Raw genomic sequence first — 13,384 nt, forward strand, 5'->3', positions numbered from 1 at the left:
GATAGAGAGAGCAATCATGGAACAATTCACCATCCACACCGGCCTCGTGGCCCCGCTCGACCGCGAGAACGTCGACACCGACGCCATCATCCCGAAGCAGTTCCTCAAGTCGATCAAGCGCACGGGCTTCGGCCCGAACCTGTTCGACGAGTGGCGCTACAAGGACGTCGGCGAACCCGGCCAGGACAACAGCAAGCGTCCGCTGAACCCGGATTTCGTGCTGAACCAGCCGCGCTACCAAGGCGCGTCAGTGCTGCTGGCGCGCAAGAACTTCGGCTGCGGCAGCTCGCGTGAGCATGCGCCGTGGGCGCTGCAGCAGTACGGCTTCCGCGCCATCATCGCGCCGAGCTTTGCCGACATCTTCTTCAACAACTGCTTCAAGAACGGCCTGCTGCCGATCGTGCTGACGGAGTCGCAAGTCGACCATCTGTTCAATGAGACGCTGGCATTCCCCGGCTATCAGTTGACTGTGGACTTGGACAAGCAGGTCGTCGTCACGCCGGGTGGCACGGCGTATCCATTCGACATCACGGCGTTCCGCAAATACTGCCTGCTCAACGGTTTCGACGACATTGGTCTGACCTTGCGTTACGCCGACCAGATCAAGGCCTACGAAGCGCAGCGCCTGGCCAAGATGCCGTGGCTCGCACACAAGCTCGTCGGCTGAGCTAGTCAAAGAACACGCAGAACAACAAGGAAATACGCATGACCAAGATTGCAGTGTTGCCGGGTGACGGCATTGGCAAGGAAATCGTCGCCGAGGCCGTGAAGGTGCTCAAGGTGCTGGGCGAGTCGTTCGAGATGGAATTCGCCCCGGTGGGCGGCGCCGGCTACGAAGCCAAGGGCCATCCGCTGCCGGAAGACACGCTCAAGCTCGCCAAGGAAGCTGATGCCATCCTGTTCGGCGCGGTGGGCGACTGGAAGTACGACACGCTGGCGCGCGAGCTGCGCCCCGAGCAGGCGATCCTGGGCCTGCGCAAGCATCTGCAGCTGTTCGCCAATTTCCGACCGGCGATCTGCTATCCGGAACTGGCCGGTGCGTCGAGCCTGAAACCCGAAATCGTGGCGGGCCTCGACATCCTGATCGTGCGCGAACTGACCGGCGACATCTACTTCGGTCAGCCGCGCGGTGTGCGTGCAGCACCGGACGGCCTGTTCGCCGGTGCACGTGAAGGCTTCGACACCATGCGCTACAGCGAGCCGGAAATCCGACGCATCGCGCACGTCGCCTTTCAGGCCGCCGCCAAGCGCGGTAAGAAGCTGTGCAGCGTCGACAAGGCCAACGTGCTCGAGACATTCCAGTTCTGGAAGGACGTCGTCACCGATGTGCACAAGGAGTATCCGGAAGTCGAGCTCTCGCACATGTACGTCGACAACGCTGCCATGCAGCTTGTGAAGGCGCCGAAAAACTTCGACGTGATCGTCACTGGCAACATGTTCGGCGACATCCTGTCGGATGAAGCCGCCATGCTGACGGGCTCGATTGGCATGCTGCCGTCGGCGTCGCTGGATGCGAACAACAAGGGCCTGTACGAGCCGTCGCACGGTTCCGCGCCGGACATCGCGGGTAAGGGCATCGCCAACCCGCTGGCGACGATCCTGTCGGCGGCAATGATGCTGCGTTATTCGCTGGGCAAGGCCGAGCAAGCCGACCGCATCGAAAACGCCGTCAAGAAGGTGCTGGCCCAGGGCTACCGTACTGGCGACATCCTCACGCCGGGCTGCAAGCAGGTTGGCACCGTGGAGATGGGCGACGCGGTGGTGGCTGCTTTGTAAGTCAAAACGCGCGTTGCGACGCCGTCACTTGAGGCGCCGCAATCGTCGTTTTTTGGGCGGGCGCATGGTGCAGTGCATTGTGCCTCCGCCAAATCGTGTATATTTTTGCAGATGATCTCGACCGCGCTTCTCTTCGGCATTCTGGGTACCCTGGCGATCACCGCCAAGGGCACTGCCGTTCGCGCTCGCATGACGCCTGTCGAGATTCGCACGACCATTAAAACCATTACGAAAAAAACGATCTCCTGATCGTCCGTCGTGCCCGTTCGCCTTCCCCGCGCGGTCACGCCGGGCGACCGAGGCGGGGAAAATCACTAGAGGTTCACAATCATGAAGGTAGGTCTCGTCGGTTGGCGCGGCATGGTCGGCAGTGTGCTGATGCAGCGCATGCAGGAAGAAAAGGATTTCGACCTGATCGACACGGTGTTTTTCAGCACCAGCAACGCTGGCGGCAAGGCGCCTGCATTCGCCAAGACGGATGCGCCCCTGGCCGACGCCAACGACATCGAAGCGCTGAAGGCATGCGACACGATCATCACGTGCCAGGGCGGTGACTACACCACCGAAGTCTTCCCGAAGCTGCGCGCCGCCGGCTGGAGCGGCTACTGGATCGATGCCGCGTCGACGCTGCGTATGGAAGACGACGCCGTGATCGTGCTGGATCCGGTCAACCTGTCGCTCATCAAGAATGCGGTGGCGGCCGGCACCAAGAATTTCATCGGCGGCAACTGCACGAACTCGATCCTGCTGATGGGCGTGGGCGGCCTGTTCCGCGAAGGCCTGGTCGAATGGGTCAGCTCGATGACCTACCAGGCTGCTTCGGGTGGTGGCGCAAACCACATGCGCGAACTGCTCAAGGGCATGGGCGTGATCCACAGCGCCGTGGCTGACGAACTGGCCAACCCGGCCTCTGCCATCCTGGACATCGACCGCAAGGTCGCCAAGACCATCCGCGAAGACGTGCCGACCGAGTTCTTCCCGGCGCCGCTGGCGGGCGGTTTGATCCCCTGGATTGACAAGCAGCTCGACAACGGCCAATCCAAGGAAGAGTGGAAGGGCCAGGCCGAAGTCAACAAGATCCTTGGCACGGCGCAGACGATTCCGGTTGACGGCCTGTGCGTGCGCATCGGTGCGATGCGTTGCCACAGCCTGGGGCTGACGCTCAAGCTCAAGCGCGACCTGCCGCTCGAAGAGATCGAGCAGATCATCCGCTCGGGCAACCCTTGGGTGAAGTGGGTCCCGAACGACCGCAGCATCACCGAGAAGGAATTGACGCCGGCGTCCATCACCGGTGGCCTCGAAATCGGTGTGGGCCGCGTGCGCAAGCTGAACATGGGCCCGGAATATGTGAGTGCTTTCGTGATCGGCGACCAGCTCCTGTGGGGCGCCGCCGAGCCGCTGCGCCGCACGTTGCGCATCCTGCTGGGCAAGTGATTCGAGCTTTGCTTTTGTTGTCAGGTCAGGCTTCGGCGGCTGTCGTTGCTGCCTGACAACAGAAAGTGTGCTTTTTCTACCAACGCCGCGCGGCCTGCGCGGCGTTGTGCCATCTGGATGCCCACGGCTAGTAACGTTGGTACACAATAGCGGCCAGAATCAGGCAAGAAGGCTGTCCCCCCATGCGTGGGGTGGACGAAGCATGGGGAAGGGTTAGCGCCACATAGAAGCATTCGCATTCCGGGGGGTACGACGGGTGCTTCAGAATCTCGCCAACGGTGTCGTTTTGATAAAAATTGACGGCGGTTCTTATCCCGGCATTTCGCCTTTTAGGTGAACTTGCTGCGCTAACTCGTTGATGTTAAGTTCGTTTGCACATTAAAAGATAACGGAGTCGAAGGTGAGGGTGAGCCAATACCGCCGGAGAGAATCGTCCCATCGCAGTCCTCGCTGGTCGGCCGTCGCGTTTGCCGCGGCGAGCCTGCTCCTGATTCAGCCCGCTGCGCAGGCTGCTGGTTTCGGCGCGTTGCATGTGCGCTCCAGCCTCGGCCAGCCGCTGCAGGCCGATATCGATCTGACCGGTGTGACCGCCGAAGAGGCGCAAAACCTGTCCGCCAAATTGGCTGCGCCGGACGCCTATGCGCGTGCGGGCCTAACCTACAACCCGATCGTCTCTTCGCTGCGTGCCTCGCTCGTGCGTCAGTCCGACGGCAACTATGTAGTGCGACTGCGCTCCAGTCAGCCTGTCGCTGAGCCGTTTGTTGATGTTCTCGTCGATCTGAACTGGGCCAGCGGCCACGTTTCGCGCGCCTATACCTTCCTGCTGGACCCGGTGGGTTCCAGCAACACTGCGCAGAATTTCGCGCCGACGCCGGTGGTGCAGGCGACGACGCCCGGCGCCGCCGAATCGTCTGCTCCGGCAGCACAGCCGCAAGCCGCCGCACCGGCGGTCGCCACGCCTGCACGTCAGCCGCGGCAGGCACGCCAGCCGGCGCGTCAGCAGCCTGCTGCGTCGGCTGCAGCCGCGGCGCCAGACGCCACGCCGGGTGGCTCATACACCGTGCAGCGCGGCGATAGCCTGTATGACATCGCGTCGACCGCAGCGCAGGGCCAGGAGGCCGTGTCGCTCGACCAGATGCTGCTGGCGTTGTATCGCAACAATCCGAACGCGTTCATTGGCGGCAACATCAACCGGCTGCGTACCGGCTCGGTGCTGAAGGTGCCGTCGCAGGCCGACGCGCAAAAGACCTCGCCGCGCGAGGCGCGCCGTGAGGTGATTGCGCAGACGTCCGGCTTTGCCGGCTATCGCAACCGCGTGGCCACGGCCGCGGAAGCCAATGCCGCCACGGATACCGATTCGGCACGCCAGCAAAGCGGCAGCGTGTCGGCCCGCGTACAGGATCAGGCCACGCCGGCCGCCAGCGGCCGCGACGAGTTGCGACTGTCGAAGGCGGATCGCACCGGCAAGGCTGGCGCGGCTGCCGCGCGCGATGAAGAGCTCATCGCCAAGGAGCGCGCGCTCAAGGACATGGAATCGCGTGTTGCACAGTTGGAGAAGAATCTCGCCGACATGCAGCACCTGGTGGAGTTGAAGAACGCCGAGCTGGCCAAGGCAGCCAACGCAGCCAAGCCAGCTACAGGGGCGGCGCCGGCAACGGCTGCCCCGGCTGTGGCTGCCGCCAATGCGCCAGCACCGGCTGCATCGTCGTCTGCGCCCGCTCAGCCGGCCGTAGCTCCGGCGGAAACGGCGGCCGCTGCACCAGCTTCGTCGGCCGCGGTCGCAACGGCGGCTTCCGCACCGGCTGGGGCATCGGCACCGTTGGCCGCGGCCTCGGCACCGACAGCAGCTGCCAGCGCACCGGTAGTCGCTGCTTCCGCTCCGGCGGCTGCACCCAAGAAGAAGGCGCCGGTGGTTGTGGCGCCGCAGCCACCAGTTGCAGAAGAGTCGTTCGTCTCCACGCTGCTGAGCAACCCGATGACGCTGGGCCTGGGTGGTCTGGCTGTCGCGCTGCTGGGCGGCTTGGTGGTGTATCGCCGCCGTCAGCAGAAGCCCGAGCAGGCACATGGCTTCCAGGACAGCCTGCTGTCGCAGGAAAGCACCGTCATGGCGGGTGCCAATTCACTGTTTGGCGCCGCGGGCGGCCAGAGTGTCGACACCTCGCAGCACAGCGTGTTCGGTGCGGATTTCCGGATCGGTGGCGGCAATGAAAGCAACGAGGTCGATCCCATCGCCGAAGCCGACGTCTATATCGCCTATGGCCGCGACGTGCAGGCCGAGGAAATCCTGCGCGAGGCGCTGGAGCAGCATCCGGAGCGTCAGGCCATCCGCCTGAAGCTGATGGAGATTTACGCCAATCGCCAAGACGCACACGGCTTCCAGACCATTGCCGAAGAGATGCTGGCGCAAGTTGGCGCGTCTTCGTCGGAATGGGCCGAAGCCGCTGCGATGGGTCGCAAGTTCGATCCGGCCAATCCGCTGTACCTGACGATGCATGGCGAGGCGCCGCATGCGGGCACTGAAACGCTTGCTACGTCGAGCCACGCTGGCGCCGCTGTTGCCGGGGCTGCCGCGCTGGCGGGTGTCGGCGCCGCGGTCGCTGCTGAGGCCTTCAGCCCGACCGTGACGGGCCAAACGACCCGCCGCGGTGATGACTGGACCACGCTGTCGCCGGACTTGGACCCGTCCGCGCCGGCGACAAGGGCTCCGCAACTGGCCGATCTGGAGTTGCCGCTGGAGTCGTTCCCGGCGCCGGCCGCCGGCGAGCCGATCACGGCACCGGCCGAAGCGTCGGACATCTTCAAGGTACACGCCGAGCCCGAAGCCGGTCTGCCGGAGTTCAACGCGCACGCTGGTGAGGCCTATCAGCCCGTCGCCGCGCCGCCGTTGCACATGGATCTGTCGGATCTGTCGCTCGATCTGAACCCCACGCCGCCGGCCGACGAAACGGCCGCTGCGGCTGCTCCGGCCACCGCAGAAGACAGCCTGCCGAGCTGGGCTCAGCCGACAGACCTGTCGCAAGCGCCGATGCACTTCGAATCTGAGCCGCTTCACGCTGAGCACCACGGCGAACGCGCCGAGGTCGCCAACGACGAGCCGCAATCGGCCATCCGCCTGGACACCAACCTGCCGCACACGCTGTCGGGCGAACATGGTGCCGATGGTGTGCGCGATCTGCAGATCAAGTTCGACCTGGCCAAGGCCTACATCGAGATCGGCGACAAGGAAGGTGCGCGCGAGTTGCTGCAGGAAGTGCTGGACTTGGGCGATCCGGCGTTCCATGCCGAGGCTCAGGCCCTGATGCGCCAGATCGGCTGACGCACTGCGCTTACAGCCATCGACAGCGCCGGCAGGGTGGTATCCTGCCGGCGTTTTTCTTTCCGCACGAGGATTCACACGGCATGACGCGCATCGCGCTCGGCATCCAGTACGACGGTGCCGCGTTTTCGGGGTGGCAATCGCAGCCGCACGGTAACACCGTGCAGGACGCGCTGGAGGCGGCGCTGCGCCAGTTTGCCGGTGTGGCGCTGCCCACCATGGTGGCTGGCCGCACCGATGCCGGCGTGCACGCGCTGGGGCAGGTCGTCCATCTTGATACCGACCTCGTGCGTGATCCGTTCTCGTGGGTGCGCGGCACCAACGCCTTTCTTCCGCCGACGGTGGCTGTGCGCTGGGCGCAGGCCATGCCCGAGGATTTTCACGCGCGCTTCTCGGCCCACCGCCGCACGTACTACTACGCGTTGACCTTCGGCCCGACGCGCGCGCCGCTGCTCGAAGGCAAGGCCGGTTATGTGACGCTGCCGCCGGGCCAGTTCCTCGACGTGGCGGCCATGCATGAGGCCGCCCAGGTGCTGGTCGGCGAGCACGATTTCTCGTCTTTCCGCGCAGCGGAATGCCAAGCCAAGTCGCCCGTCAAGACGATGTATTCGATGGAGGTGCGAGGCGCTGGCGAGTGGGTGTTCGTGCGCATTCGAGGCAGCGCCTTCCTGCATCACATGGTGCGCAACATCATGGGCTGCCTGGTAGCGATCGGCCGAGGCCGCCAGCCGGCATCGTGGATGGCTGACGTGCTGGCCGCCCGCAGCCGTGTAGCTGCCGCCCCGACGTTCATGCCGGATGGGCTGTATCTGGCTGAGGTCGGCTATCCTGAGGGCTTCCAGTTGCCGGCATCTCCGGCATCGTCCAGCTTGTTCCGCGGTGTGTTCGATGAGCACGCCGGGCTTTGAATTCCGCCATGTCGCTCCACCGAACCCGCATCAAATTGTGTGGCCTCACGCAACCGGCCGACGTCGACCACGCCGTCGCGCTGGGCGCCGATGCCATCGGGCTGGTGTTCTATCCGCCCAGCCCGCGCTATGTCGCCACCGAACGTGCGGCTGAGCTGGCCCGCCGGGCCGGCCCCTTCGTCACCGTGACGGGCCTCTTCGTCAATGCCAGCGCGGACGACGTCGCCCGTGTGCTCGACCAAGTGCCGCTTACGTTGCTCCAGTTCCACGGCGATGAGCCGCCGGAGCAATGCGCGGAGATCGCCGACAAGGTCGGGCTGCCCTGGCTGCGGGCCCTGCGTGTTCAGCCCGGGGCCGATTTGGTAGAATTCGCCGATCGGTTTGCCGCGGCCCAAGGCCTGCTGCTCGACGCATTTGTCGAGGGTTATGGCGGCGGCGGCCACGTCTTCGACTGGACTCTGATTCCCCCGCAATGGCTCTCGCAATCCGCACTGCCAAGCGCCGCTCCTCGGCTCGTTTTGAGTGGTGGGTTGAGCGCGCAAAACGTCGCTGGTGCGATTGAGCGCGTGCGGCCCTACGCTGTTGACGTCAGCAGCGGAATCGAGGCCGCACGGGGCGTGAAAGACCACGCCCGCATGACCGCATTCGTGCGTGCGGTCCGCGAGGCCGATGCAGCCCTGGGCGCATCGGTTCAGGCCTGAGCGATAGCCTGGACCTCTCGCGGTTCGCACCTTTCTGAATTCTTCCGCCGACAAGCCCCCACGTTGTTGGGCTGCGGTGGATGCCTCGAGAGATTGCCATGTACAACCTGCCCGACGCCCACGGCCACTTCGGCCCCTACGGCGGCACCTTCGTTGCAGAAACGCTGTCCCACGCGCTGGATGAGCTGCGCGACGCCTATGCGCGCTACCAGCACGATCCCGAATTCATCAAGGAATACGAGTACGAGCTGAAGCATTTCGTCGGCCGTCCGTCGCCCATCTATTTCGCCAGCCGACTGACCGAGCACTGTGGCGGCGCGCAGATCTACCTCAAGCGCGAAGACCTGAACCACACCGGCGCGCACAAGGTGAACAACGTCATCGGCCAGGCGCTGCTGGCACGCCGCATGGGCAAGCCGCGCGTGATTGCCGAAACCGGCGCCGGTCAGCACGGCGTAGCAACGGCCACCATTGCCGCGCGCTACGGCATGGAATGCGTCGTCTACATGGGCAGCGAAGACGTGCGCCGCCAGGCCGCCAACGTCTACCGCATGAAGCTGCTGGGTGCGACCGTGGTGCCGGTGGAGTCCGGCTCACGCACGCTCAAGGATGCGCTGAACGAAGCCATGCGGGACTGGGTGACCAACGTGGCCGATACCTTCTACATCATCGGCACGGTGGCCGGGCCGCATCCGTATCCGATGATGGTGCGCGACTTCCAGGCCGTGATTGGCGAAGAGTGCAAGGTGCAGATGCCCGAGATGATCGGTCGCCAGCCGGACGCCGTGATCGCGTGCGTGGGCGGCGGCTCCAACGCCATGGGCATCTTCTATCCGTACATTGACCACACGGACGTGAAACTGATTGGCGTGGAAGCGGCGGGCGAGGGCATCGAGACGGGCCGCCATGCCGCATCGCTCACGGGCGGCTCGCCGGGCGTGCTGCACGGCAACCGCACGTATCTGCTGCAGGATGACGACGGGCAGATCATCGAGACGCATTCGATCTCGGCGGGGCTGGACTATCCGGGCGTCGGTCCGGAACATGCATGGCTCAAGGATGTTGGCCGCGCGGAATACGTCCCCATCAGCGACAAGGAAGCGCTGCAGGCCTTCCACGATCTGTGTCGCATGGAGGGCATCATCCCGGCGCTGGAATCGAGCCACGCGCTGGCCTATGCGTGCAAGCTGGCGCCGACGCTGCCGAAGGACAAGATCCTGCTGGTGAACCTCTCGGGCCGCGGCGACAAGGACATGCACACCGTCGCCGAATTCTCCGGCATCAAACTCTAACGGCACTGGCACCCGCATGACCGAGCGCGCCATCGACGGCATCTTCAACGAGGACTGCATCACCGGAGTCGGGCATCTGGCCGACGGCAGTGTGGACCTCGTCATCGCCGATCCGCCGTACGGGCTGGGCAAGGATTACGGCAACGACTCCGACAAGCTGTCGGGCGATGCCTATCTTGCGTGGTCCGAACGCTGGGTCGATGCGGTGTTGCCGAAGCTGGCGCGCAACGGTTCGCTCTACCTGTTCTGCACGTGGCAATACGCGCCGGAACTGTTCGTGATGCTCAAGCGGCGTCTCACGATGATCAACGAGATCATCTGGGACCGCCGCGTGCCCAGCATGGGCGGCAGCACGCGCAAGTTCTCGTCGGTGCATGACAACATCGGTTTTTTTGCCGCTTCGCGTGATTACTACTTTGACGTCGACGCCGTGCGCATTCCGTACGATGCGGAGACGAAGAAGGCGCGCAGCCGCAAGCGTTTCGAGGGCAAGAAGTGGCTGGAGGTCGGCTACAACCCGAAGGACGTGTGGAGCGTGTCGCGCCTGCACCGGCAAGACCCGGAGCGCGCCGAGCATCCGACGCAGAAGCCGCTGGAACTCGTGGAGCGGATGATCCTGGCAAGCTGCCCGCCGGATGGCCTGGTGGTCGACCCGTTCCTGGGTAGCGGCACCACGGCGGCGGCCTGCGCACGCCTTGGCCGCCGCTTTGCCGGCTTCGAGATCAACGCCGACTATTGCCGCGTGGCGCGCGAGCGGGTGGCTGCTGTACACGCCGCCGCTGCCGCCAACGCCCAACCGACTGATTCGCAGGCGCCTGAGACCATCAAGGTCGCCTGACACACTGATCCCGCTATGTCCCGTATCGCTCAAACTTTCGCGCAGTTGTCCGCACAGGGCCGCAAGGGCCTGATTCCGTTCATCACGGCGGGCGATCCGTACCCCGAGATGACCGTCGATTTGATGCACGCGCTGGTCAAGGGCGGCGCCAACGTCATCGAGCTGGGCGTGCCGTTTTCAGACCCGATGGCCGATGGCCCGGTCATTCAACGTGCGTCGGAACGTGCACTCGCCAACAAGGTCGGCCTGCGTAACGTGCTGGAATACGTGCGCGCGTTCCGCACCACCGACACGACCACGCCCGTGGTGCTGATGGGCTACGCCAACCCGATCGAACGCATGGGCGTCGACACCTTTGCCAAGGCGGCATCGGAAGCCGGCGTGGACGGCGTGCTGGTGGTCGATTATCCGCCCGAAGAGTGCGAGGGTTTCGCCAAGACCATGCGCGAAGCCGGTATCGATCCGATTTTCCTGCTGGCGCCCACTTCCACCGAGGCGCGCATCGCGCAGATTGCCCGCGTGGCAAGCGGCTACATCTACTACGTGTCGCTCAAGGGCGTGACCGGCGCCGCCACCATCGACCTGGATGCCGTGGCCGCGCGCATCCCGCAAATTCGCCAGCATGCGCGTCTGCCTGTGGGTGTCGGTTTTGGCATCCGTGATGCGGCAACGGCACGTGCAATTGGCGGTGTGGCCGATGCGGTGGTCATCGGATCCCGCATTGTGCAATTGCTTGAAGAAGCACCTCGCGAACAAGCGGTACAATACTTGACTGATTTCATCGCGGAGATTCGCCAGGCGCTCGACGCCTAATCTCGGCGACACTGCATTCAAGGAGCACGCATGAGCTGGCTGGATAAACTGCTTCCGCCCAAGATTCAACAGACCGACCCGTCGCAACGCAAGGGCATCCCGGAAGGCCTGTGGGTCAAATGCCCGGCTTGCGAGTCGGTGCTGTATCGCACCGACATCGAGGCGAACCTGCACGTCTGCCCGAAGTGCGACCACCACATGCGTATTGGCGCCCGTGCCCGTCTGGACGCGCTGCTGGACGCGGAAGGCCGCTATGAGCTGGGTCAGGAGATCCTCCCGGTCGACGCGCTCAAGTTCAAGGACAGCAAGAAATACCCCGATCGCATCAAGGCCGCCATGGACAACACTGGCGAGACCGATGCGATGGTCGTGCTGGGCGGCGCCATTCACGCGCTGCCGGTGGTGGTGGCCTGCTTTGAGTTTGAGTTCATGACCGGCTCGATGGGCTCGGTGGTGGGCGAGCGCTTCGCGCGTGGCGCGCAGATGGCACTGGAGCAAAAGGTGCCGTTCATCTGCATCACGGCTTCGGGCGGCGCGCGCATGCAGGAAAGCCTGCTGTCGCTGATGCAGATGGCCAAGACCACTGCGATGGTCCAGAAGCTGGCCGAAGCCAAGCTGCCGTTCATCAGCGTGTTGACCGATCCGACGACTGGTGGTGTGTCCGCCAGCTTCGCCTTCATGGGCGATGTGGTGATCGCCGAACCTAAGGCCATGATCGGCTTTGCCGGTCCGCGCGTGATCGAGCAGACCGTGCGTGAGAAGCTGCCGGAAGGCTTCCAGCGTGCCGAATTCCTGTTGCAGAAGGGCGCCATCGACATGATCGTCGACCGCCGCAACATGCGCCGCGAGATCGCCGAGTTGCTGGCGCTGCTGCAAAAGCAACCGGCCGACGCACTGGCCTGATGCACCACATCCGTTAATCGAAGCGCGGGCGATGAGTCCGCGCTTCTTGTTTTTGCGCGACCGGTTTCCGACTCGGCGCAACTGCATTCCATGCCTACATTCGATACGCTGCCGGCCTGGCTGGCCCATCTGGAAACCGCACACCCGGTCGGCATCGACATGGGCCTGGCCCGCATCAGCCGTGTGCGTGATGCACTGGGGCTGGAGCTTAAATCCGTCATCTTCACGGTAGGCGGCACCAACGGCAAGGGCTCGACCTGCGCGATGCTGGAGGCGATCCTGCTGGCTGCGGGCTACAAGGTCGGCAGCCATACCTCGCCGCACCTGATCGACTTCAACGAGCGCGCCCGCGTGAACGGCGAGATCGCCTCCGACGCGATGCTGCTGCCGCATTTCGAGGCGGTGGAGCGCGCGCGTTGCAGCCTAAGTGACGACCGCGGCGAGCCCGTCAGCCTGACGTATTTCGAATTCACCACGCTGGCTATCCTGCATTTGTTCGCCAACGCGGGGTTGGATGCTGTGGTGCTGGAAGTCGGCCTGGGTGGCCGGTTGGATGCGGTCAATATCATCGATACCGATTGCGCCATCATTACCAGTGTCGATCTGGACCACATGGCCTACCTGGGCGACACGCGCGAGGCGATCGGCTTCGAGAAGGCCGGCATCTTCCGCCCGGGTAAGCCGGCGATCTGTTCCGACCCGGTGCCGCCCATCTCACTGGTCAAGCATGCCGAAGCCATCGGTGCAGACCTCTGGCTGATCGGCCGCGATTTCAATTTCCAGGGTGACAAGCAGCAATGGGGCTTTAGCGGGCGAGGGCGGCGGTGGCCCAGCCTTGGCTATCCGGCGCTGCGCGGGGCCAATCAGTTGCTGAATGCGTCGGCGGCGCTGGCCGCGCTGGAGTCAGTGCGCGATCGGCTGCCGATCTCGGCGCAGGATGTGCGCCTAGGGTTGTCACACGTGGAATTGCCGGGACGCTTCCAGGTTCTGCCGGGCCGCCCGTCGGTCATTCTGGACGTGGCGCATAACCCGCACGCGTCAGCCGCGCTGGGTCAGAACCTTGAGAACATGGGGTTTTATCGCTACACCTACGCGGTGTTCGGCGCGATGCAGGACAAGGACATCGCCGGGGTGCTCGGTCACATGCTCGACAAGGTGGACCACTGGTGTCTGACGGATCTGCCCACACCGCGCGCCGCGAGCGCCGCAAGCCTGGAGCAGGCGCTGACCGATGCCGGCTTCCGCGCTGGCAAGGAATCGAGCGTGAGCACATTCAGCGATCCCGCCACAGCCTATCGCAACGCCATGGAGCGGGCGACCGAGGATGATAGAATCGTGGTCTTCGGATCGTTCTACACCGTTGCCGGCGTGCTGGCGGAGCGCAAGCGTCGCGCGCACTAAAC

At 64.4% G+C, this 13,384-nt stretch carries 12 protein-coding genes; all 12 read left to right on the forward strand.

Annotation, left to right across the window (positions count from 1 at the left end; all coding sequences use genetic code 11):
- The first annotated feature begins 16 nt into the window (after positions 1-16).
- The 12 genes from leuD (at position 17) to folC (ending at position 13,382) form a co-directional block, all read left to right on the forward strand.
- The gene (leuD, locus tag NG900_RS23090) at positions 17-667 is read left to right on the forward strand and encodes a 3-isopropylmalate dehydratase small subunit (protein ID WP_048932749.1); all 651 of its coding nucleotides are present in this window, start codon (positions 17-19) and stop codon (positions 665-667) included.
- Positions 668-705: 38 nt separating this feature from the next.
- Complete coding sequence (gene leuB, locus NG900_RS23095; RefSeq protein WP_252684120.1) at positions 706-1,776, forward strand: 3-isopropylmalate dehydrogenase; 1,071 nt, start codon at positions 706-708, stop codon at positions 1,774-1,776.
- A gap of 105 nt (positions 1,777-1,881) precedes the next feature.
- Positions 1,882-2,025, forward strand: coding sequence for a hypothetical protein (locus NG900_RS23100; RefSeq protein WP_252684355.1), 144 nt, complete (start codon positions 1,882-1,884; stop codon positions 2,023-2,025).
- 81 nt (positions 2,026-2,106) lie between these two features.
- Entirely contained in the window at positions 2,107-3,210 is a 1,104-nt protein-coding gene (gene asd, locus NG900_RS23105) for an aspartate-semialdehyde dehydrogenase (RefSeq protein WP_252684122.1), read from the forward strand.
- A gap of 400 nt (positions 3,211-3,610) precedes the next feature.
- Positions 3,611-6,526: a FimV/HubP family polar landmark-like protein TapV gene (gene tapV, locus NG900_RS23110; protein ID WP_252684124.1), complete on the forward strand. Its 2,916-nt coding sequence runs from the start codon at positions 3,611-3,613 to the stop codon at positions 6,524-6,526.
- 83 nt (positions 6,527-6,609) lie between these two features.
- The gene (truA, locus tag NG900_RS23115; protein ID WP_252684126.1) at positions 6,610-7,434 is read left to right on the forward strand and encodes a tRNA pseudouridine(38-40) synthase TruA; all 825 of its coding nucleotides are present in this window, start codon (positions 6,610-6,612) and stop codon (positions 7,432-7,434) included.
- An 8-nt stretch (positions 7,435-7,442) separates the two neighbouring features.
- A complete protein-coding gene (locus tag NG900_RS23120) occupies positions 7,443-8,135 on the forward strand; it encodes a phosphoribosylanthranilate isomerase (protein ID WP_252684128.1) in 693 nt (230 codons plus the stop codon).
- Between the two features lie 98 nt (positions 8,136-8,233).
- Complete coding sequence (trpB, locus tag NG900_RS23125; protein WP_252684130.1) at positions 8,234-9,427, forward strand: tryptophan synthase subunit beta; 1,194 nt, start codon at positions 8,234-8,236, stop codon at positions 9,425-9,427.
- Positions 9,428-9,443: 16 nt separating this feature from the next.
- On the forward strand, positions 9,444-10,265 hold the full coding sequence (locus NG900_RS23130) for a DNA-methyltransferase (protein ID WP_252684132.1): 822 nt from the start codon (positions 9,444-9,446) through the stop codon (positions 10,263-10,265).
- 15 nt (positions 10,266-10,280) lie between these two features.
- Positions 10,281-11,078 (forward strand): tryptophan synthase subunit alpha, encoded by a 798-nt coding sequence (gene trpA, locus NG900_RS23135; protein WP_252684134.1) that lies wholly within the window; start codon positions 10,281-10,283, stop codon positions 11,076-11,078.
- A 30-nt stretch (positions 11,079-11,108) separates the two neighbouring features.
- On the forward strand, positions 11,109-11,981 hold the full coding sequence (accD, locus tag NG900_RS23140) for an acetyl-CoA carboxylase, carboxyltransferase subunit beta (protein ID WP_252684136.1): 873 nt from the start codon (positions 11,109-11,111) through the stop codon (positions 11,979-11,981).
- 90 nt (positions 11,982-12,071) lie between these two features.
- Complete coding sequence (gene folC, locus NG900_RS23145; RefSeq protein ID WP_252684138.1) at positions 12,072-13,382, forward strand: bifunctional tetrahydrofolate synthase/dihydrofolate synthase; 1,311 nt, start codon at positions 12,072-12,074, stop codon at positions 13,380-13,382.
- Positions 13,383-13,384: the final 2 nt, after the last annotated feature.

The sequence above is a fragment of the Ralstonia soli genome, assembly GCF_023955655.1.
Lineage (GTDB): Bacteria > Pseudomonadota > Gammaproteobacteria > Burkholderiales > Burkholderiaceae > Ralstonia > Ralstonia soli.